Annotated in this window: 19 protein-coding genes, 1 other RNA gene, 1 pseudogene and 1 other annotated feature; of the genes and pseudogenes, 15 read left to right on the top strand and 6 right to left on the bottom strand. The window is 56.3% G+C overall.

The genetic code is table 11. The features are described from left to right. Window positions 1-104: 104 nt before the first annotated feature. The 8 genes and pseudogenes from FQK12_RS03805 to btuC form a co-directional block, all read left to right on the top strand. A pseudogene (locus FQK12_RS03805) lies at window positions 105-755 on the top strand (phenylalanine--tRNA ligase subunit alpha); the annotation flags it as partial. Window positions 756-780: 25 nt separating this feature from the next. Beyond that, on the top strand, window positions 781-978 hold the full coding sequence (rpmI, locus tag FQK12_RS03800) for a 50S ribosomal protein L35 (RefSeq protein ID WP_001124225.1): 198 nt from the start codon (window positions 781-783) through the stop codon (window positions 976-978). Window positions 979-1,028: 50 nt separating this feature from the next. Beyond that, a complete protein-coding gene (gene rplT / locus FQK12_RS03795) occupies window positions 1,029-1,385 on the top strand; it encodes a 50S ribosomal protein L20 (protein WP_004102963.1) in 357 nt (118 codons plus the stop codon). A 118-nt stretch (window positions 1,386-1,503) separates the two neighbouring features. Further along, window positions 1,504-1,629, top strand: a sequence feature (Phe leader region). Continuing rightward, on the top strand, window positions 1,509-1,553 hold the full coding sequence (gene pheM / locus FQK12_RS27225) for a pheST operon leader peptide PheM (protein ID WP_001386830.1): 45 nt from the start codon (window positions 1,509-1,511) through the stop codon (window positions 1,551-1,553). It overlaps the preceding feature by 45 nt. Before the next feature lie 153 nt (window positions 1,630-1,782). Further along, a complete protein-coding gene (pheS, locus tag FQK12_RS03780; protein ID WP_004851795.1) occupies window positions 1,783-2,766 on the top strand; it encodes a phenylalanine--tRNA ligase subunit alpha in 984 nt (327 codons plus the stop codon). A gap of 15 nt (window positions 2,767-2,781) precedes the next feature. Beyond that, on the top strand, window positions 2,782-5,169 hold the full coding sequence (pheT, locus tag FQK12_RS03775; RefSeq protein WP_014229730.1) for a phenylalanine--tRNA ligase subunit beta: 2,388 nt from the start codon (window positions 2,782-2,784) through the stop codon (window positions 5,167-5,169). A gap of 4 nt (window positions 5,170-5,173) precedes the next feature. Next, a complete protein-coding gene (ihfA, locus tag FQK12_RS03770; RefSeq protein WP_004851790.1) occupies window positions 5,174-5,473 on the top strand; it encodes an integration host factor subunit alpha in 300 nt (99 codons plus the stop codon). 100 nt (window positions 5,474-5,573) lie between these two features. Beyond that, window positions 5,574-6,560 carry a vitamin B12 ABC transporter permease BtuC gene (gene btuC, locus FQK12_RS03765; RefSeq protein ID WP_009653750.1) on the top strand — a complete coding sequence of 329 codons (987 nt, stop codon included), beginning with the start codon at window positions 5,574-5,576 and terminating at the stop codon, window positions 6,558-6,560. 26 nt (window positions 6,561-6,586) lie between these two features. Here btuC and FQK12_RS03760 read toward each other — a convergent pair whose 3' ends face one another. Then, complete coding sequence (locus FQK12_RS03760) at window positions 6,587-7,387, bottom strand: MetQ/NlpA family ABC transporter substrate-binding protein (RefSeq protein WP_014229729.1); 801 nt, start codon at window positions 7,385-7,387, stop codon at window positions 6,587-6,589. A 224-nt stretch (window positions 7,388-7,611) separates the two neighbouring features. On the opposite strand from FQK12_RS03760, the gene FQK12_RS03755 reads away from it, so the two are divergent. The 4 genes from FQK12_RS03755 (at window position 7,612) to selO (ending at window position 11,062) form a co-directional block, all read left to right on the top strand. Continuing rightward, window positions 7,612-8,163, top strand: coding sequence for a glutathione peroxidase (locus FQK12_RS03755; RefSeq protein ID WP_014229728.1), 552 nt, complete (start codon window positions 7,612-7,614; stop codon window positions 8,161-8,163). Beyond that, window positions 8,163-8,912, top strand: coding sequence for a vitamin B12 ABC transporter ATP-binding protein BtuD (gene btuD, locus FQK12_RS03750; protein ID WP_014229727.1), 750 nt, complete (start codon window positions 8,163-8,165; stop codon window positions 8,910-8,912). Before FQK12_RS03755 ends, btuD begins: the two co-directional genes overlap by 1 nt. An 81-nt stretch (window positions 8,913-8,993) precedes the next feature. Then, a complete protein-coding gene (locus FQK12_RS03745) occupies window positions 8,994-9,458 on the top strand; it encodes an NlpC/P60 family protein (protein WP_014229726.1) in 465 nt (154 codons plus the stop codon). A 161-nt stretch (window positions 9,459-9,619) separates the two neighbouring features. Beyond that, window positions 9,620-11,062, top strand: a complete 1,443-nt coding sequence (gene selO, locus FQK12_RS03740) for a protein adenylyltransferase SelO (protein ID WP_014229725.1) — start codon at window positions 9,620-9,622, stop codon at window positions 11,060-11,062. A gap of 34 nt (window positions 11,063-11,096) precedes the next feature. Here the strand turns inward: selO and hemP are convergent, their stop codons facing one another. The 3 genes from hemP to FQK12_RS03725 form a co-directional block, all read right to left on the bottom strand. Beyond that, on the bottom strand, window positions 11,097-11,276 hold the full coding sequence (gene hemP / locus FQK12_RS03735; RefSeq protein WP_160741222.1) for a hemin uptake protein HemP: 180 nt from the start codon (window positions 11,274-11,276) through the stop codon (window positions 11,097-11,099). A gap of 165 nt (window positions 11,277-11,441) precedes the next feature. Next, entirely contained in the window at window positions 11,442-12,488 is a 1,047-nt protein-coding gene (gene aroH / locus FQK12_RS03730) for a 3-deoxy-7-phosphoheptulonate synthase AroH (protein WP_014229723.1), read from the bottom strand. Between the two features lie 153 nt (window positions 12,489-12,641). After that, on the bottom strand, window positions 12,642-13,475 hold the full coding sequence (locus tag FQK12_RS03725) for a pyruvate, water dikinase regulatory protein (RefSeq protein WP_004851771.1): 834 nt from the start codon (window positions 13,473-13,475) through the stop codon (window positions 12,642-12,644). A 342-nt stretch (window positions 13,476-13,817) separates the two neighbouring features. Here FQK12_RS03725 and ppsA point away from each other — a divergent pair, with 342 nt between their 5' ends. Further along, window positions 13,818-16,196, top strand: a complete 2,379-nt coding sequence (gene ppsA / locus FQK12_RS03720) for a phosphoenolpyruvate synthase (protein ID WP_014229722.1) — start codon at window positions 13,818-13,820, stop codon at window positions 16,194-16,196. Between the two features lie 83 nt (window positions 16,197-16,279). Here ppsA and rprA read toward each other — a convergent pair. Together rprA and ydiK are read right to left on the bottom strand one after the other, a co-directional pair. Next, an RNA gene (rprA, locus tag FQK12_RS03715) (antisense sRNA RprA) lies at window positions 16,280-16,387 on the bottom strand. A gap of 212 nt (window positions 16,388-16,599) precedes the next feature. Beyond that, window positions 16,600-17,721 carry an AI-2E family transporter YdiK gene (gene ydiK, locus FQK12_RS03710; RefSeq protein WP_014229721.1) on the bottom strand — a complete coding sequence of 374 codons (1,122 nt, stop codon included), beginning with the start codon at window positions 17,719-17,721 and terminating at the stop codon, window positions 16,600-16,602. Window positions 17,722-17,924: 203 nt separating this feature from the next. Here ydiK and FQK12_RS03705 point away from each other — a divergent pair, with 203 nt between their 5' ends. Together FQK12_RS03705 and menI are read left to right on the top strand one after the other, a co-directional pair. Continuing rightward, window positions 17,925-20,981 (top strand): FAD-binding and (Fe-S)-binding domain-containing protein, encoded by a 3,057-nt coding sequence (locus FQK12_RS03705; RefSeq protein ID WP_014229720.1) that lies wholly within the window; start codon window positions 17,925-17,927, stop codon window positions 20,979-20,981. Beyond that, complete coding sequence (gene menI / locus FQK12_RS03700; RefSeq protein ID WP_014229719.1) at window positions 20,978-21,388, top strand: 1,4-dihydroxy-2-naphthoyl-CoA hydrolase; 411 nt, start codon at window positions 20,978-20,980, stop codon at window positions 21,386-21,388. The genes FQK12_RS03705 and menI overlap by 4 nt, the downstream gene beginning before the upstream one ends. Window positions 21,389-21,603: the final 215 nt, after the last annotated feature.

The raw sequence follows: 21,603 nt of genomic DNA, 5'->3' as shown, positions 1-21,603 counted from the left end.
AAACAGCGCCAGAAAGCCTCCCCTGTGGAGGCTTTTTTCGTATATGGATTCGGAATATTAATTTCACTATAACCGGTGTCTGCACCGACATAATGAGGAAAACCATGTCACATCTCGCAGAGCTGGTTGCCAGTGCCAAGGCAGCCATTAACGAGGCATCAGATGTTGCTGCGCTGGACAACGTCCGCGTGGAATACCTGGGTAAAAAAGGGCATCTGACCCTGCAAATGACCACCCTGCGTGAGCTGCCGCCGGAAGAGCGTCCGGCAGCCGGTGCGGTCATCAACGAGGCGAAAGAGCAGGTGCAGCAGGCGCTGAACGCGCGTAAAGCTGAACTGGAAGGCGCAGCGCTGAATGCGCGTCTGGCCGCAGAGACCATTGACGTCTCGCTGCCGGGTCGCCGCATTGAAAACGGCGGCCTGCATCCGGTTACTCGCACCATCGACCGTATTGAAAGTTTCTTCGGTGAGCTCGGCTTTACCGTGGCGACGGGCCCGGAAATCGAAGACGATTACCACAACTTCGATGCGCTGAATATTCCGGGTCACCATCCGGCGCGCGCTGACCACGACACTTTCTGGTTCGATGCCACTCGCCTGCTGCGTACGCAGACCTCCGGCGTGCAGATCCGCACCATGGAAAACCAGCAGCCGCCTATCCGTATTATCGCGCCGGGCCGCGTCTATCGTAACGACTACGATCAGACCCACACCCCGATGTTCCATCAGATGGAAGGTCTGATCGTTGATAAAAATNCAATGCGAAGTGGAAGTTATTAAAATGCCAAAAATTAAGACCGTACGCGGTGCTGCTAAGCGCTTCAAAAAAACCGGTAAAGGTGGTTTTAAGCACAAGCACGCTAACCTGCGTCACATTCTGACCAAAAAAGCTACCAAGCGTAAACGTCACCTGCGTCCGAAAGCCATGGTTTCTAAAGGCGATCTGGGCCTGGTCATCGCGTGCCTGCCGTACGCATAAGTCGTTAACCCTTTTAACTTTTTAATTAGAATAGATACAGGAGAGCACATATGGCTCGCGTAAAACGTGGTGTAGTTGCCCGTGCACGTCACAAGAAAATTTTGAAACAAGCTAAAGGCTACTACGGTGCGCGTTCTCGCGTATACCGCGTTGCCTTCCAGGCTGTTATCAAAGCTGGTCAGTACGCTTATCGTGACCGTCGTCAGAAAAAGCGTCAGTTCCGTCAACTGTGGATTGCGCGTATCAACGCAGCAGCACGTCAGAACGGTATTTCTTACAGCAAATTCATCAACGGCCTGAAAAAAGCCTCTGTTGAAATCGACCGTAAGATCCTGGCTGACATCGCCGTATTCGACAAATTAGCGTTCACCGCGCTGGTCGAAAAAGCGAAAGCAGCTCTGGCATAAGCCAGTTGAAAGAGGGAGCTTGTCTCCCTCTTTTCGTTTCAAGACTATCAATACATTGACTTTTATCCGCGTAAGCTTTTCAATATCGATCTTACGTTTTTTAGCAGACAAGGTAATGCAAGCATGAATGCTGCTATTTTCCGCTTCTTTTTTTACTTTAGCACCTGAACTCAGGAGGCTAGCGCGTGAAAGAAGAAACGGAAAACAGCGCCAAAAAGCCTCCCACTGTGGAGGCTTTTTTTGTATCTGAACTGGCTTGTTCTATTTCAAGCTCCAGACGTGTGGATTGACCGGGTCATTCGGTCAAATGGCGAATGACCCGCCGTCTGCGGCTCGAAATAGTGAAAGCAAAATAATAACCATAACCGGTGTCTGCACCGACATAATGAGGAAAACCATGTCACATCTCGCAGAGCTGGTTGCCAGTGCGAAGGCAGCCATTAACGAGGCATCAGATGTTGCTGCGCTGGACAACGTCCGCGTGGAATACCTGGGTAAAAAAGGGCTCCTGACCCTTCAGATGACGACCCTGCGTGAGCTGCCTGCTGAAGAGCGCCCGGCAGCCGGCGCGGTTATCAACGAAGCGAAAGAGCAGGTCCAGCAGGCGCTTAACGCGCGTAAGTCAGATCTTGAAAGCGCCGCTCTTAACGCGCGCCTGGCCTCGGAGACCATCGATGTCTCTCTGCCGGGGCGTCGTATTGAGAACGGTGGCCTGCATCCGGTGACCCGTACCATCGATCGTATTGAAAGTTTCTTCGGTGAGCTCGGCTTTACCGTCGCGACTGGCCCGGAAATCGAAGATGACTACCACAACTTCGATGCGCTGAATATTCCTGGCCACCATCCGGCACGCGCTGACCACGACACTTTCTGGTTTGATGCCACGCGCCTGCTGCGTACGCAAACCTCAGGCGTGCAGATCCGCACCATGGCTAACCAGCAGCCGCCGATCCGCATTATTGCGCCAGGCCGCGTCTATCGTAACGACTACGATCAGACCCATACCCCAATGTTCCATCAGATGGAAGGCCTGATCGTTGATACCAACATCAGCTTTACCAACCTGAAGGGAACGCTGCACGATTTCCTGCGTAACTTCTTTGAAGAAGATCTGCAGATTCGTTTTCGTCCGTCCTATTTCCCGTTCACCGAGCCATCGGCCGAAGTCGACGTTATGGGGAAAAACGGGAAATGGCTGGAAGTGCTCGGCTGCGGGATGGTGCATCCAAACGTACTGCGCAACGTGGGTATCGATCCGGAAATCTATTCCGGCTTTGCCTTCGGCATGGGTATGGAGCGTCTGACCATGCTGCGCTACGGCGTGACCGACTTACGCGCGTTCTTCGAAAACGATCTGCGTTTCCTCAAACAGTTTAAATAAGGGCAGGACAGAACAATGAAATTCAGTGAACTGTGGTTACGCGAGTGGGTTAACCCAGCTATCGATAGCGAAGCGCTGTCGGACCAGATAACGATGGCCGGCCTTGAGGTTGACGGCGTTGAGCCGGTTGCGGGCAGCTTCAACGGCGTTGTCGTTGGGGAAGTGGTTGAGTGCGCTCAACACCCTAATGCTGACAAACTGCGCGTCACAAAAATTAACGTCGGCGGCGAACGCCTGCTGGACATCGTCTGCGGCGCGCCAAACTGCCGTCAGGGCCTGAAGGTTGCCGTTGCAACCATCGGTGCCGTACTGCCGGGCGATTTTAAAATTAAAGCGGCAAAGCTGCGCGGCGAGCCGTCGGAAGGCATGCTGTGCTCCTTCTCCGAGCTGGGGATCTCCGACGATCACAGCGGTATTATTGAACTGCCCGCCGACGCGCCGCTGGGTACCGATATCCGCGAATACCTGAAGCTCGACGATAACACTATCGAAATCAGCGTCACGCCGAACCGTGCCGACTGCCTGGGTATTATCGGCATTGCCCGCGATGTCGCCGTGCTCAACAAGGCGCCATTGAATGTCCCGGAAATGGCCCCGGTTGCCGCGACCATCGACGACGTTCTGCCAATTCAGGTCGATGCGCCGGAAGCATGCCCGCGCTACCTGGGCCGTGTGGTAAAAGGCATTAATGTCAAAGCGCCGACGCCGTTATGGATGAAAGAGAAGCTGCGCCGCTGCGGCATTCGCTCCATCGATGCCGTGGTTGACGTGACCAACTACGTTCTGCTCGAGCTCGGCCAGCCGATGCACGCCTTCGATAAAGACCGCATTGAAGGCGGAATTATCGTGCGTATGGCGCATGAAGGCGAAACCCTGGTCCTGCTCGACGGCTCCGAGGCTAAGCTGGATACCGATACTCTGGTTATTGCTGACCACCAGAAAGCCCTGGCTATGGGCGGAATTTTCGGCGGCGAGCACTCCGGCGTAAACGATGAAACGCAAAACGTTCTGCTGGAATGCGCGTTCTTCAGCCCGCTGTCCATTACCGGTCGCGCCCGTCGCCATGGTCTGCATACCGATGCTTCCCACCGCTACGAGCGCGGCGTGGACTCCGCGCTGCAGTATCAGGCAATGGAGCGCGCAACCCGCCTGCTGATGGATATTTGCGGCGGTGAAGCGGGCCCGATTATTGACGTGACCAATGAAGCGACTCTGCCGAAGCCTGCGACCATCCGCCTTCGCCGCAGCAAACTGGATCGTTTGATTGGCCATCACATTGAAGATGCGCAGGTTAGCGACATTCTGCGTCGTCTGGGCTGTGAAGTTACCGAAGGCCAGGATGAGTGGCATGCCGTGGCGCCGAGCTGGCGTTTCGACATGGAGATCGAAGAAGACCTGGTCGAAGAGGTTGCCCGCGTCTATGGCTATAACAATATTCCTGATGAACCGGTACAAGCGGGCCTGATTATGGGCACTCACCGCGAAGCGGATCTGTCGCTTAAGCGCGTGAAAACGCTGCTCAACGACAAAGGCTATCAGGAAGTGATTACCTACAGCTTTGTTGATCCGAAAGTACAGCAGTGGATCCACGCCGGCGAGGAAGCGCTGATTCTGCCGAGCCCGATCTCCAGCGAAATGTCGGCGATGCGTCTGTCATTGTGGACCGGTCTGCTCGGGACGGTGGTCTACAACCAGAATCGCCAGCAGAGTCGCGTCCGCATCTTTGAGAGCGGCCTACGATTTGTTCCCGATACGCAGGCCCCGCTGGGTATTCGCCAGGACGTGATGCTGGCTGGCGTAATCTGCGGTAACCGCTATGAAGAACACTGGAACCTGGCAAAAGAAACCGTCGATTTCTATGATTTAAAAGGCGATCTGGAGTCCGTTCTCGACCTCACGGGTAAACTGTCCGACATCGAATTCCGCATCGAAGCCAATAATGCGCTTCATCCGGGCCAGTCGGCGGCGATTTATCTGAAAGGTGAACGTATTGGTTTTATTGGGGTTGTTCATCCCGAGCTGGAACGTAAACTGGATCTGAACGGCCGCACGTTGGTGTTCGAGCTGGAGTGGAACAAGCTTGCAGACCGCGTGGTGCCTCAGGCGCGTGAAGTTTCTCGCTTCCCGGCGAACCGTCGCGACATCGCTGTCGTTGTGGCAGAAAACGTTCCCGCAGCCGATGTTTTAGCCGAGTGTAAGAAAGTTGGCGTAAATCAGGTAGTTGGCGTAAACTTATTTGACGTGTACCGCGGCAAGGGCGTAGCGGAAGGTTTCAAAAGCCTCGCTATCAGCCTTATCCTCCAGGATACCAGCCGTACACTCGAAGAAGAGGAGATTGCCGCTACCGTCGCCAAATGTGTAGAGGCATTGAAAGAGCGATTCCAGGCATCATTGAGGGATTGAACCTATGGCGCTTACAAAAGCTGAAATGTCAGAATATCTGTTTGATAAGCTTGGGCTTAGCAAGCGGGATGCCAAAGAGCTGGTAGAGTTGTTTTTCGAAGAAGTCCGTCGCGCTCTGGAAAACGGAGAGCAGGTAAAACTCTCCGGGTTCGGCAACTTCGATTTGCGAGATAAAAACCAACGCCCGGGCCGTAACCCGAAAACGGGAGAGGATATTCCTATTACAGCCCGGCGTGTGGTGACCTTCAGACCCGGACAGAAGTTAAAAAGCCGTGTCGAAAACGCTTCACCCAGAGAGAAATGATCTGGACTGACTAATCAAAAAGGCCGCTATGCGGCCTTTTTTCTTTTCCTGGCCGAATACCGTAAAATCAATCACATCCTTTTTCTCAACTCAGAAATCTATGCTGACCTTTGCTCAAACTCAACGGCGCCGCAACCGGCGCTGGCTTGCGGTATTAACGTTGCTGCTGCTGGTCACATCGACCATCAGCCTGTGCGCGGGCGACCAGTGGATTGGCCCCGGTGAATGGTTTAGCGCCAAAGGCGAGCTGTTTATCTGGCAGATTCGTTTGCCGCGCACCCTGGCCGTCCTGCTGGTGGGCGCGGCGCTGGCGCTGTCCGGCGCGATTATGCAGGCGCTGTTTGAAAACCCGCTGGCGGAGCCCGGGCTGCTGGGGGTATCAAACGGCGCTGGGGTTGGCCTGATAGCCGCCGTGTTGCTGGGAAAAGGGCTGCTTCCGGGCTGGGCGCTGGGGCTGTGCGCCATCGCTGGCGCGCTGGTCATTACCTTTATTTTACTGCGTTTTGCCAGGCGGCATCTCTCGACCAGCCGCCTGCTGCTGGCGGGCGTGGCGCTCGGTATCATATGCAGCGCGCTGATGACCTGGGCGGTCTACTTCTCAACCTCTTTCGATCTCCGCCAGCTGATGTACTGGATGATGGGCGGCTTTGGCGGCGTGGACTGGCAGCAGCTGTGGCTGATGCTGGCCCTGCTGCCTGTGCTGGCCTGGGTGTGCCTGCAATCGCAGCCTCTTAATCTGTTAGCGCTGGGGGAGGTTTCCGCACGCCAGCTGGGGCTACCGCTGTGGCTATGGCGTAAAGTGCTGGTGGTGGCGACCGGCTGGCTGGTGGGCGTCAGCGTGGCGCTGGCCGGCGCGATCGGCTTTATTGGTCTGGTTATCCCGCATATTCTGCGCTTATGTGGCTTAAGCGATCACCGCGCGCTGCTTCCGGCCTGTTTGTTAGCGGGGGCCAGCGCGCTGCTGGGCGCGGATATTATCGCGCGTCTGGCGCTTTCGGCGGCGGAATTGCCGATTGGCGTGGTCACCGCCACCCTGGGAGCGCCGGTGTTTATCTGGTTATTGCTGAAATCAGGCCGCCCGCAGTGAGGGGCGGCCGTAAGTGGTTGATAGTATTACCAGCCCTTAATCGCATCGCCTTTGTAGACTTCCGCTGCCTTGTCGGCAACCTGCTGAGTCTGGAAGGCCTCTTTCAGCTCCTGGACTTTTTTGCTGTCTTTATTATCTTCGCGCGCAACAATGGCGTTGACGTACGGCGAGTCCGGGCCTTCCATAAATAGCCCATCGCGGGCAGCCGAGAGACCGGCCTGAGCGGAGAAGTTGGTGTTGATGATCGACAGGGCGACGTTCGGGTCATCAAGCGTACGGGTCAGCTGCGGCGTGTCGACTTCCACGATTTTCAACTGCTTAGGATTGTCGATAATGTCCAGCGTCGTCGGCAGGTAGCCTGTACCCTCTTTCAGCTTGATTAAACCTTGCGCCTGCAGCAGCAGCAGGCTGCGGCCCAGGGTTGTGGTTTCGTTAGAGATGGAAATCGTCGCGCCGTCAGGCAGTTCGCTGATATTTTTGATTTTCTTCGAGTAGGCGGCGATCGGGAAGACGAAGGTTTTACCGACAATGGCAAACTTATAGCCGCGCTCTTTTGATTGTGCCTCAAGGTAAGGCAGCGTCTGGAAGGCGTTAGCATCGACGTCTTTATTGTTCAGGGCTTCGTTCGGCAGAACGTAATCATTAAATGAGATTACCTCGACGTCGAGGTTGTATTTCTCTTTGGCCACCTGTTCTACGACTTTCCAGATAGCCTCATCCGGCCCGGTATTAATGGCGACTTTAATCTTATTATCTTCATCCGGCGAGCAGGCCGAAAGCAGCGTAACGGAGGCCGCGATTAACACCGCGCTAAACATCTTCTTCATCAATAAAACTCTCTTAAATTAACAATTAACGAAATGCTATTACATCAATCCACCACTGTACACTGAATTGCGCGCTCCCGGTGTTGAGATGAATTCATGTTGTGCTGCCTGTTACATCAAGAGACACTCCCGGGGGATTCAAAGTAGAATGACCCAGTCTGAATCCGCTACAGTAGATAGGGATCACCTGAAGCAGTAACCGGTATATTCACAGAGGGAAGGCTATGCAACACGATATTCTCAATACTGAAGTCACCACCATCGATGGTGAGAAAACAACGCTCACCCCGTGGGCAGGCAACGTCCTGTTGATTGTCAACGTCGCGTCAAAGTGCGGCCTGACGCCGCAGTATGAGCAGCTGGAGGCGCTGCAAAAAGATTTAGAAAGCGAAGGTTTTAGCGTACTGGGCTTTCCGTGCAACCAGTTTCTGGGTCAGGAGCCGGGTAGCGAAGAAGAGATTAAAACGTTCTGTAGCACGACTTACGGCGTGACATTCCCGATGTTCAGCAAAATTGACGTCAACGGCGAACATCGCGCGCCTCTGTACCAGAAGCTGGTTGAGGCCGCCCCGCAGGCTATCGCCCCGGAAGGCAGCGGTTTTTATGAGCGCATGGCCAGCAAAGGCAGAGCGCCGCTGTACGTGGATGATATTCTGTGGAATTTTGAAAAATTCCTCATCGGCCGCGATGGTCAGGTCATCGGCCGTTTCTCACCGGATATGACGCCGGATGATCCGCAGCTGGTGGCCGCTATTAAAGGAGCTTTAGCCAAATAATGCCGTTTTTGATGCAGCTACAGGATGTAGAAGAGGCGGGGCGGCTGGCGCCGTTTTCAGCCGATATCCGGCCGGGAGAGATCGTTCATCTGGTGGGGCCAAACGGGGCGGGGAAAAGCACGTTGCTGGCGCGTATGGCGGGGCTCTCTACCGGCCCGGGCCAGGTAAAACTGAATGGACGCCCGCTGAATGACTGGCTGGCGCAGGAGCTGGCGCGTCATCGGGCCTATTTAAGCCAGCACCAGATGCCGCCTTTCGCCATGCCGGTCTGGCATTATCTGTCGCTGCATCTCCAGGACGACGCGCACAACGGGCTACTGACGACCATCGCGGAGAAGCTGGGCTTAGGCGACAAGCTGGGGCGCCAGGTGAATCACATCTCCGGCGGGGAGTGGCAGCGCGTGCGCCTGGCGGCGGTAATACTGCAGATTCATCGTCAGGCTAACGCGTCCGGACAGTTGCTATTGCTGGATGAACCGATGAACAGCCTGGACGTGGCGCAGCAGGCCGCACTGGACCGATTGTTAAGCGAACTCTGCGCCTCGGGGATTGCCGTCGTGATGAGCAGCCACGACCTGAATCATACCCTCCGACACGCCCATCGCTCCTGGCTTATCTGCCGGGGGGAGACGATCGCCTGCGGCAGCACCGCCGAGGTATTAAGCGAAGAGAATTTAACCGCCGCCTATGCCATGGACTTCCAGCGGGTCGAGGTGGCGGGTCATCTTATGCTCGTTGCGTCACAGTAGCACGCAGTCAGCTTGCCAGCGAATTAATAAACAAGGTAAATTATCCTGCTATCAGGATAGGGAACAGAGGATTCGTCTGAGATGCGTTTTTGGCTCGTTTTGTGTGTTGCGTTATTTCTGGCGGGTTGTAGCAGCCACCGGGCGCCGCCGCCCAATCCACGGCTTGCTGATTCGATTACCGTTGTTGCTAACCTGAATGAGCAGCTAAGGAGCTGGCGGGGAGCGCCGTATCGCTACGGCGGCATGTCGCCGCGCGGCGTTGATTGCTCCGGGTTTGTGCTGATGACCTTCCGCGATAAGTTCGCGCTGCAGCTGCCGCGCGAAACGCGTGAGCAGGCGGAGATCGGCACGAAAATCGATAAGAGCGAACTGCTGCCCGGCGATCTGGTCTTCTTCAAGACCGGTTCCGGAGAGAGCGGTCTGCACGTCGGTATTTACGACACGGATAACCAGTTTATCCACGCCTCCACCAGCCAGGGCGTGACGCGATCGTCGCTGGATAATGTCTACTGGCATAAAAAATTCTGGCAGGCGCGAAGGATCTAGCCTCGATACGTCAAAGCGTAGCGTGGCGTTTTCTTGCCCGGCGGCGGTAACGCCTTACCGGGCAGCGCCACAACGCCCGTCTTGTCTTTTATCGCAATAACCCATCCATTCCTCCGTGTTAATAATTTGTTGAAAGCACTACACTGAAGGCAGGAGGAACCATGACCCTGTCTTTTACTACCCACTGGCGTGATGAACTGCCGGATTTTTACACCGCTTTAACCCCTACGCCGCTGGAGAATGCGCGGCTTGTCTGGCACAACGCTCCGCTGGCGCGAACGCTGGGCGTTGACGCGTCGTTATTCAGCCCGCAGAAGGGCGCTGGCGTATGGGGCGGCGAAACGCTGCTGCCGGGAATGTCGCCGCTGGCGCAGGTTTACAGCGGCCACCAGTTCGGCGCCTGGGCCGGGCAGCTCGGCGACGGGCGCGGTATTCTGCTCGGCGAACAGCAGCTCGCTGATGGTCGTCGCTTTGACTGGCACCTTAAAGGCGCCGGGCTCACTCCCTATTCGCGAATGGGCGACGGGCGGGCGGTGCTGCGCTCGACGATCCGCGAGGCGCTGGCCTCGGAAGCGATGCATGCGTTGGGCATTCCCACCACCCGCGCGCTGGCGATAGTGGCCAGCGATACGCCGGTATACCGCGAAACCGTCGAGCGCGGGGCAATGCTGATGCGGCTGGCGGAAAGCCACGTTCGTTTCGGCCATTTTGAGCATTTTTACTACCGTCGCGAGCCTCTGAAAGTGCAGCAGCTGGCGGATTACGTGATTCGTCACCACTGGCCGCATCTGCAAAATGAAGCGGATAAGTACCTTCTGTGGTTCAGTGACGTTGTCACCCGAACCGCGGAGATGATTGCCTGCTGGCAAACGGTGGGCTTTGCCCACGGGGTGATGAATACCGACAATATGTCGATTCTCGGCCTGACGATGGACTACGGTCCGTACGGTTTCCTTGATGATTTCCAGCCTGGCTTTATCTGTAACCACTCCGATTATCAGGGGCGCTACAGCTTTGATAATCAGCCGGCGGTAGGGCTATGGAACCTGCAACGGCTGGCGCAGACGCTCTCGCCGTTTATCAGCGCTGAGGCGCTGAACGACGCGCTGGATAGTTACCAGCATGCCCTGCTGACGGCGTATGGCCGCCGCATGCGCGACAAGCTCGGATTGTTTACCCAGCAAAAAGGGGATAACGAGCTGCTGGACGGCCTGTTTGCGCTGATGGAACGCGAGGGCAGCGACTATACGCGGACCTTCCGGATGCTCAGCGCCAGCGAGCAGGAGAGCGCCGCCTCGCCGCTACGCGATGAGTTTATCGACCGCGAGACGTTCGATAGCTGGTTTACCGCTTACCGCGCGCGCCTGCGCGATGAACAGGTTGACGATGCGCAAAGGCAGGCGCGGATGCGCAGCGTCAACCCGGCGATCGTGCTGCGTAACTGGCTGGCTCAGCGGGCCATTGAACAGGCGGAGCAGGGGGATATGAGCGAACTGGAGCGCCTGCATAGCGCACTCTCTCACCCCTTTGCCGATCGGACGGATGAGTATATTCAGCGTCCACCGGACTGGGGAAGGCGTCTTGAAGTAAGCTGTTCCAGCTAACGTTCGTTATCCCTGCCTTTATCGGCGGGGATAATTATTTGGTCAGGATCAGCTTACCCGAATGGGTCTGACGCAGCAGGTAGCGCTGACCGCGATGTTCAATCACCACCCGTCCCTCGCTGCCTAATAATGTCCGGCTGCTTATCTCTTTGTCCGTCGGAACCGGATACGGGGCATTGTCTGTTGTTTTTTCTGCTGTGGCAGTGTTATCCATACGCGTCATAGCACTAAAAATAAAAATCAAGGCAACAATGATAATCATTATCAATAATGTTGTTTTTCACGCAAGCTTTATTTAGCGGAATACCAGATTTAGCAGGTGTCGGGCCGGTCGATGGCGGAAAATCGCTCCCCACCGCGCGTACGGTGGGGAGGGGAACTACAGGCGGGTGGCGGTGGCGGCGGCTAATTCATCCAGCAGCCGTTCGCTATCGTCCCAGCTCAGGCAGGGATCGGTAATCGATTGTCCCCAGGCCAGCGGCTGGCCCGCGACGACCTTCTGCGTGCCTTCCTGAAGGAAACTCTCGGCCATGATCCCGGCGATGGCGGTCGAGCCGGCGCGGATCTGCTGGCAGATGTCGGCGCAAACGTCCAGCTGACGGCGGTGCTGTTTCTGGCAATTGCCGTGGCTAAAATCCACCACCAGCTGTTCCGGCAGGTCGAACTCCGCCAGCGCTTCCCCGGCGGCGGCGATATCGGCGGCGTGGTAATTCGGCTTTTTACCGCCGCGCATAATGATATGGCCGTACGGATTGCCGCTGGTCTGGTAGATGGTCATCTGTCCCTGCTTATCCGGCGACAGGAACATATGGCTGGCGCGGGAAGCGCGGATCGCATCAACGGCGATACGGGTATTGCCATCGGTACCGTTCTTAAAGCCTACCGGGCACGAGAGTGCCGAGGCCATTTCGCGGTGGATCTGGCTCTCGGTCGTACGCGCGCCGATAGCGCCCCAGCTTATCAGGTCGGCAATAAACTGCCCGGTCACCATATCGAGAAACTCGGTGGCGGTCGGTACGCCCAGTTCATTGACCTGCAGCAGCAGGCTACGCGCCAGCTCAAGGCCGTGATTCACCCGATAGCTGCCGTTCAGGTCGGGGTCGGAGATCAGCCCCTTCCAGCCAACCACCGTGCGCGGCTTCTCAAAATAGGTACGCATCACGATTTCCAACTGCGGCTGGTAACGTTCGCGCATACCCTGCAGGCGGCGCGCATACTCCATCGCCGCATCAATATCGTGAATGGAACAGGGACCGATCACCACCAGCAGGCGGCGATCTTCACCGTTGAGGATTTTCTCGATTCGGCGGCGTGAGGCGGAAACGTGTGCGGCAACGTCGGCAGACACTGGATGCCGCTGAGCCAGTTCCGCAGGCGTTACCAGGCTTTCAATGCGCGCGGTACGCAATTCGTCTGTTTTATTCATTGGGGTCTCAAAATCTGTTTCTTCCGCGGCGAAAATGCCGGGAAGTGATGCGCATCACGATAAACCAATCCCCGCTTATTGCAAGAGCAGGGCATGATCCTGTATAGGGCTCAGGTGATAGCATAAACAAATTTTTAATAATGTACTAGTGTGTTAGTACATTCTGCGGCTTAACCCCATAATATCCATGATTTTGGTGGCGATCTCTTCCACGGAATAGTTGGTGCTGTTCAGGCAAGGTATCTTGTTTTTGCGGTAAAGCGCCTCGACTTCGGTCACTTCCATCCGGCACTGGCGCATGGAAGCATAGCGGCTGTTTTCCCGCCGCTCTTCGCGGATGGCCGCCAGGCGCTCCGGATTGATCGTTAAGCCGAAGAGTTTGTGCTGTAGCGGCTTAAGCGAAGCCGGAAGAATCAGATTATCCATATCATCGGCGATAAACGGGTAGTTGGCGGCGCGGATACCGTACTGCATCGCCAGATACAGGCTGGTGGGGGTTTTCCCGCAGCGCGAAACGCCGAGGAGGATCACCTGGGCCTGATCGAGATTACGCAGAGAAATTCCGTCATCGTGGGCAAGGGTGTAGTCGATAGCGGCGATACGCGCGTCGTATTTGTTCAGGTTACCGGGCGTCAGGCCGTGGGTGCGGTGAGCGATTGGCGTCGGATCGAGGCGCAGCTCCTGCTGCAGGGGGGCCACCAGCGCCTGGACGATATCCTGACAAAAGCCTTCGCTTTGTAGGATGATGTCGCGAATTTCCGGCAGCACGATGGAGTAGAACACCAGCGGTCGAATGCCGGTCTGCTGGAAAATCGCGTCAATTTGCTCCTTCACGGCGCGCGCGCGGCTAATATTTTCGACAAACGGCAGGGTTACGCTGCTGGTGGCGACCGGGAATTGCGACATGACCGCATGACCCAGAACTTCCGCTGTAATAGCGGTACCGTCGGAAATATAAAATACGTGGCGATCTACAGCACTTTCCATTTTGACCATCCGGTATAATGAGTTTAATTGTCTGAAAGCTGATATTAAATTTAAGCATAACGCTCCAGGCTTTGTCTCATATTTAAAAAATGAAACGCTATTTTTATTTTTAATGAAAAGGTGAGTTCATTTTTCGCAACTGCGTATCTTTTGTATCAAATTTCATCAGATTTCTGAAGAATCATTAGCTTAGCTATATCTGGCAAAGAATCCTAAAAACGAAAAAATAATTTGCTTGAACGATTCACCGTTTCTTTCAGCTGGATAAATATGTCAGGATAAATCTCGTAGTCGATCGTGAATTATTTATCACTGGTATTAAATCACAAAAGGATTGTCTCGATGTCCAACAATGGCTCGTCACCGCTGGTGCTTTGGTATAACCAACTCGGCATGAATGATGTAGACAGGGTTGGGGGCAAAAATGCCTCCCTTGGTGAAATGATTACAAATCTGTCGGGTATGGGCGTGTCCGTACCGAACGGGTTTGCCACCACCGCTGATGCCTTTAATCAGTTTTTGGACCAAAGCGGTGTTAACCAGCGCATTTATGAACTGCTGGATGAAACCGACATTGACGACGTTTCCGCATTAGCGAAAGCGGGCGCACAGATCCGTCAGTGGATCATTGATACGCCGTTCCAGAGCGAACTGGAAAATGCGATTCGCGATGCCTATACCCAGCTGTCCGCCGATGACGCTGAGGCCTCCTTTGCCGTGCGCTCCTCCGCGACGGCGGAAGATATGCCGGACGCCTCCTTCGCCGGTCAGCAGGAGACATTCCTTAACGTGCAGGGCTTTGACGCCGTGCTCGTCGCGGTGAAGCACGTGTTTGCTTCGCTGTTTAACGATCGCGCCATTTCCTACCGCGTGCATCAAGGGTACGATCACCGCGGGGTGGCGCTCTCCGCCGGGGTGCAGAGGATGGTGCGCTCCGATCTGGCCTCGTCCGGCGTGATGTTCTCCATCGATACCGAATCCGGTTTTGATCAGGTGGTGTTTATCACCTCCGCCTGGGGGCTCGGCGAGATGGTGGTGCAGGGGGCGGTGAACCCCGATGAGTTCTACGTCCATAAACCCACGCTGGAAGCGGGCCGGCCGGCAATCGTACGCCGCACCATGGGGTCGAAAAAGATCCGCATGGTTTACGCCCCTACCCAGGAGCACGGCAAGCAGGTGCGTATCGAAGACGTGCCGCAGGCGCAGCGCGACGTCTTCTCGTTAACCGACGCGGAAGTGCAGGAGCTGGCGCAGCAAGCGGTTCAAATCGAGAAGCACTACAACCGTCCGATGGATATCGAATGGGCGAAAGACGGCCATACCGGTAAGCTGTTTATCGTGCAGGCGCGTCCGGAGACCGTCCGTTCCCGCGGCCAGGTGATGGAGCGCTATACCCTCCATGCGCAAGGACAGATTATTTCGGAAGGGCGTGCGATCGGCCATCGTATCGGCGCGGGTCCGGTGAAAGTCATTCACGATATCAGCGAAATGAACCGCATCGAGCCCGGCGACGTGCTGGTGACCGACATGACCGACCCGGACTGGGAGCCGATCATGAAAAAGGCGGCGGCGATCGTCACCAACCGCGGCGGGCGTACCTGTCATGCGGCGATTATCGCGCGTGAGCTGGGGATCCCGGCGGTAGTGGGCTGCGGTAACGCCACCGATCGCATCCAGGAAAACCAGAATGTGACCGTCTCCTGTGCCGAGGGCGATACCGGCTACGTGTATGCCGAAATCCTCGACTTCAGCGTCAAGAGCTCCACCGTTGGCGATATGCCGGATCTGCCGCTGAAGATCATGATGAACGTCGGTAACCCGGACCGCGCCTTCGACTTTGCCTGCCTGCCGAACGAAGGCGTGGGCCTGGCGCGTCTGGAGTTCATTATCAACCGTATGATTGGCGTCCACCCGCGCGCGCTGCTGGAGTTCGACGATCAGGAGCCGGGGCTGCAGAATGAAATCCGCGAGCTGATGAAAGGCTACGACTCGCCGAAAGAGTTCTACGTCGGTCGCCTGACCGAAGGGATCTCCACCCTTGGCGCGGCATTTTTCCCGAAACGGGTGATTGTGCGTCTTTCTGACTTTAAGTCTAACGAATACGCCAACCTGGTCGGCGGCGAACGTTATGAGCCGGAAGAAGAGAACCCGATGCTGGGCTTCCGCGGGGCCGGCCGCTATGTGTCAGAAAGCTTCCGCGACTGCTTCGCGCTGGAGTGTGAAGCGGTTAAGCGGGTGCGTAACGACATGGGCCTGACCAACGTCGAAATCATGGTGCCGTTTGTCCGGACCGTCGCGCAGGCAAAAGCGGTGGTTGAAGAGCTGGAACGCCAGGGCCTCAAGCGCGGCGAAAACGGCCTGAAGCTGATTATGATGTGTGAAATCCCATCGAATGCGCTGCTGGCTGAACAGTTCCTCGAATACTTCGACGGCTTCTCTATTGGTTCTAACGACATGACGCAGCTGGCGCTGGGGCTGGATCGCGACTCCGGCGTGGTCTCCGAGCTGTTCGATGAGCGTAACGACGCGGTGAAAGCGCTGCTGTCGATGGCCATCCGCGCGGCGAAGAAGCAGGGCAAGTACGTCGGTATCTGCGGACAGGGTCCGTCTGACCACGAAGATTTTGCCGCCTGGCTGATGGAAGAGGGGATCGATAGCCTTTCCCTGAACCCGGACACGGTCGTGCAAACCTGGCTCGGCCTGGCGGAGCTGAATAAGTAAGTTCTTGCTAAAACAGGCAACTGGATACTCCCCGTCAGCTCAGCAGTGGCGGGGATTTTTTGTTTTTGGGGAACAGAAAACGGACAAAAAAAAGCCCATCGTGGGAGATGGGCAAAGACTACACACAGCAATTCGTTGTTTCACTCAGGGGATTTCCATGCTTATAAATCAATGCGTTGATTTATAACCGTGAGCTAATACTAGGCACTGAGGCTTTTTGCGTCGATCGGATTCCTCTCAATAGTTAAATTAAGGTAAAGAATCTGCGAAGCAAATGCGGTTAGCAGGCCGCGGGTCGTGGAATGGCGTGAAAGATAGATTAGGATTTCTTAAGCTTTAAGGCTGCCGAGCCCGACAGCGATAGGGGCAGAGGGGCAAAAGGCGGGTTTCCCCGCCTTTTCACTTACTTATCCTGGGTGGCTCGGGTATTGAGTTCGCTCAGCTCCTCAAGCACCAGGTCGGGGTCCTTCGGCGGAGGCGGCGCTTCGTTAACCCACGCATCGTACAGTCGCCAGGAGACCGCCAGCAGCACCGGACCGATAAACAGCCCAATCATGCCGAACGCCACCAGGCCGCCGATAACGCCGGAAAGGATCAGAATCATCGGCAGGTCGGCGCCCATACGAATCAACAGCGGACGGATAAAGTTATCCATGGTGCCGACAACGCAGCTCCAGACCAGCAGTACGGTGCCCCATGTGGTATCACCGCTCCAGTACAGCCAGATAATTGACGGTACCAGAACCAGCAAAGGCCCCAGCTGCACAAGGCAGGTAAAGATCATCACCACGGTGAGCAGCGCGGCGTAAGGCACGCCGCTGACCGCAAGGCCAATACCGCCAAGCACCGCCTGGGCCAGGGCGGTGACGACCACCCCCAGCGCCACGGCGCGAATCGCCTGGCCGGCGAGGATCACCGCCGCATCGCCGCGTTTGGCCGCCAGACGGGTGGCAAAGTGGCGGAACCCATACGCAACCTTTTCGCCACGCCAGTACAGCAGGGCGCTAAACAGCAGCATGAGTCCGCAGTAGACCAGCAGCTTGCCGATGTGCGCCGCCTGGCCAACAAACCATGTGGTGGTGGTGCCGAGATAGGGGCGAATTTTGACCATAATCGCCGTTCCCCCCATCTCCAGTAAATTGTGCCAGCCGGTATACAGCTTATCGCCAATCAGCGGAACGCTATTTAGCCACGCCAGATCCGGCGGCGTAAAGTTACCGCTGGTAATCACTTTTATTAATGGCGTGCTGTTATCCACCAGGCTGTTGACCAGCAGCGCAATAGGGATAACGAACAGTAAAAAGAGCAGCAGCGTCATCACCAGCACCGCCAGCGCGCGCTTGCCGAACAGCAGGCGCTGCAGGCGCAAAAGCACCGGCCAGGTGGCGATAACCACGGTACCGGCCCAGGCAAATGACAGGATAAATGGCTGAACGACCCACAGGCAGGAAATAATAATCAGGGACAAAAACAGCACCGACAGCAGAACTTGCGGTATGTCCCGGGGCTGATTGGGGTTAATCATGATAAAGTTTTACCTTTGCAGTCGCGTCACAAGGCTGACGCAGCGTAATTCCATGTACTGATAATAATATCAATATCTTCGCGCGCCTGATTTTGCCCTTAATTCTGGCGGGCGCATATGAAAAAAATGTGATAAAAAGTTGTGTGCACTACGCAAACGTTTAATCACTTACAACACAACATAGTCAGGCAGGGTCGAGCGTCATGATCCCACAGATTTCTCAAGCGCCAGGTGTCGTTCAGCTGGTGCTGAATTTTTTGCAGGTACTGGAGCAACAAGGTTTTACCGGCGATACCGCCACCAGCTACGCCGACAGGCTAACGATGGCGACTGATAACAGTGTATATCAACTGTTGCCGGATGCGATTTTATTCCCCCGCTCCACGGCAGACGTCGCTCTGCTGGCAAGACTGGCGGCGGAAGAACGTTTTAAATCACTGATCTTTACCCCGCGCGGGGGCGGTACCGGCACCAACGGGCAGGCGCTCAACGCCGGGATCATCGTCGATATGTCCCGCTATATGAACCGCATTATTGAAATCAACCCCGAAGAAGGGTGGGTGCGGGTGGAAGCCGGGGTCATTAAAGATCAGCTCAATCAGTTCCTTAAACCGTACGGCTACTTTTTTGCGCCGGAACTGTCGACCAGCAACCGCGCCACGCTTGGCGGGATGATCAACACCGATGCTTCCGGGCAGGGCTCGCTGGTCTATGGGAAAACCTCCGATCACGTGCTCGGCGTGCGCTCGGTGCTGATCGGCGGCGACATTCTGGATACGCAGCCGATTCCGGCGGCGCTGGCGGAAACGCTGGGCGCAGAACAGTCGGCGATCGGGCGTATTTACCGCACGGTCTATCAGCGCTGCAAAGCGCAGCGGCAGCTGGTTATCGATAAATTCCCCAAACTTAACCGCTTCCTGACGGGCTACGATTTACGCCACGTCTTTAATGACGAGATGAGCGAATTCGATCTGACCCGCATCCTGACCGGTTCAGAAGGGACGCTGGCGTTTATTACCGAAGCGCGGCTGGATATTACCCGCTTACCGAAAGTACGCCGCCTGGTTAACGTTAAATACGATTCCTTTAACTCCGCGCTGCGTAACGCGCCGTTTATGGTGGAGGCCAGGGCGCTTTCGGTCGAAACCGTTGACTCAAAAGTGCTTAATCTGGCGCGGGAAGATATTGTCTGGCATTCGGTAAGCGAGCTCATTACCGACGTTGCGGATAAAGAGATGCTGGGGCTGAATATCGTTGAGTTCGCCGGTGATGACGCCGAACTGATCGACGGCCAGGTGACAACCCTGTGCCAGCGCCTGGATGAGCTGATGGCGCGCGGCGAAGCGGGCGTTATCGGCTGGCAGGTTTGCCACGATCTGGACGGCGTTGAGCGCATCTACGCGATGCGGAAAAAAGCCGTCGGCCTGCTGGGGAATGCCAAAGGAGCCGCTAAACCGATACCCTTCGCCGAAGATACCTGCGTGCCGCCGGAGCATCTGGCCGACTATATTGTGGAATTTCGCGCGCTGCTTGACGGTCATGGCCTGAGCTACGGCATGTTTGGCCATGTGGATGCCGGCGTGCTGCACGTGCGTCCGGCGCTGGATATGTGCGATCCGCAGCAAGAGATGCTGATGAAGCGCATCTCCGATGACGTCGTAGCCTTAACCGCTAAGTATGGCGGCCTTCTGTGGGGGGAACACGGGAAAGGCTTCCGCGCCGAATATAGCCCGGCGTTCTTTGGGGCAGAACTGTTTGGCGAGCTGCGCAAGATTAAAGCCGCGTTTGACCCGGATAACCGTCTGAACCCCGGTAAAATATGCCCGCCGGAAGGCGTGGATGCGCCGATGATGAAGGTGGATGCGGTTAAGCGCGGGACCTTCGATCGGCAGATCCCCATTGCCGTGCGCAGCTCGTGGCGCGGCGCGATGGAGTGTAATGGCAACGGTCTGTGCTTCAACTTTGATGCCAAAAGCCCGATGTGTCCGTCGATGAAGGTCAGCAACCACCGTATTCACTCGCCGAAGGGGCGGGCCACGCTGGTGCGAGAATGGCTGCGCCTGCTGGCGGATCGCGGCATCGACCCCAATCAGCTGGAAAAAGATCTGCCGGAAAAACGCGCCAGCCTGCGTACCCTGGTGGAGCGCACCCGCAATAGCTGGCACGCGCGTAAGGGAGAGTACGATTTCTCGCATGAGGTCAAGGAGGCGATGTCCGGCTGTCTGGCCTGTAAAGCCTGCTCGACCCAGTGTCCGATTAAGATCGACGTTCCGGAGTTCCGGTCGCGTTTCCTCCAGCTTTACCACAGCCGCTACCTGCGGCCGGTCCGCGATCATCTGGTGGCGGCGGTTGAATCCTACGCGCCGCTGATGGCGCATGCGCCGAAGACGTTCAACTTCTTTATTAATCAGCCGTGGATGCGCAAGCTGTCGGAAAAGCATATCGGTATGGTCGATCTCCCGCTGCTCTCCGTCCCGTCGCTGAAGCAGCAGATGGTCGGCCATCGTTCGGCGAATACCACGCTGGAGCAGCTGGAAGCGCTGAGCGCAGAGCAGAAAGCTAAAAGGGTGCTGGTGGTTCAGGATCCGTTTACCAGCTATTACGATGCGCAGGTGGTTGCCGATTTTGTTCAACTGGTCGAAAAGCTAGGCTACCAGCCGGTGCTGCTGCCGTTTTCGCCAAACGGTAAAGCCCAGCATATTAAGGGCTTCCTGACGCGATTCGCGCGCACCGCGCAGAAAACCGCCGATTTCCTGAACCGGGTGGCCCAGCTCGGCATGCCGATGGTGGGGGTCGATCCGGCGCTGGTGCTCTGCTATCGCGATGAATACAACCAGGTGCTCGGCGACAAGCGCGGCGATTTCCGCGTGATGCTGGTGCATGAGTGGCTGCCGCAGGCGCTGTCGGCAACCGCTGCGCAGGAGCAGGGCGGCGAGTCGTGGTATCTGTTTGGCCACTGTACCGAGGTCACGGCGCTTCCCGCTTCCACCAAACAGTGGGCGGATATCTTCGCGCGTTTTGGCGCGAAGCTGGAAAACGTTAACGTGGGCTGCTGCGGCATGGCCGGTACCTACGGCCATGAAGTGAAGAATCACGCCAACTCGCTGGCTATCTACGCGCTCTCCTGGCAGCAGGCGATGCAGCGCCTGCCGCGTAATCGCTGCCTGGTCACCGGCTACTCCTGTCGTAGCCAGGTGAAGCGTATTGAAGGCAGCGGCGTACGCCATCCGCTGCAGGCGCTACTGGAGATTATGGGATGATTTGGAAACGTCAGAGCACCCTGGAACAGCTGAACGCCATGGGCGACGGGAATATGGTCGGCCTGCTGGATATTCGCTTCGAGGCCCTTACCGATGACGCCATCGAGGCCACCATGCCGGTAGATAGCCGCACCCATCAGCCGTTTGGGCTGCTGCACGGCGGCGCGTCGGTGGTATTAGCGGAAACCTTAGGCTCGGTGGCCGGCTATCTGTGTAGCGAAGGCGAGCAGAAGGTGGTGGGGCTGGAGGTCAATGCTAACCATATCCGTTCGGTGCGCAGCGGTAGGGTTCGCGGCGTGTGCCGCGCGCTGCACGTCGGCTCCCGTCACCAGGTGTGGCAAATCGACATCTTTGATGAACAGGGGCGCCTTTGCTGTTCGTCGCGGCTGACGACCGCAGTCATCTAAGTTAGCAAGGAGGGAAATGTCCCTCCTTGCTGCTTTTGTATTCCGCTTTCAGTTTCACTTTTAATAAGAAAAATCCTGGCTTATCGCTGCCTCTCCCGAGGTTTTAATTATCCGCGACGCGATACTTCCGCTTGCTGATTATTTGTCCGGTACGCGTTCAGGGCGTAGACCATTATCCCCGCGCTGACAAGTTATATATGCTAAATATAATTTTA

The organism is Klebsiella sp. ME-303, from assembly GCF_007910085.1.
In the GTDB taxonomy this organism is placed as follows: domain Bacteria; phylum Pseudomonadota; class Gammaproteobacteria; order Enterobacterales; family Enterobacteriaceae; genus Klebsiella; species Klebsiella michiganensis.
This window is presented reverse-complemented; position numbering and strand designations above follow the sequence as displayed.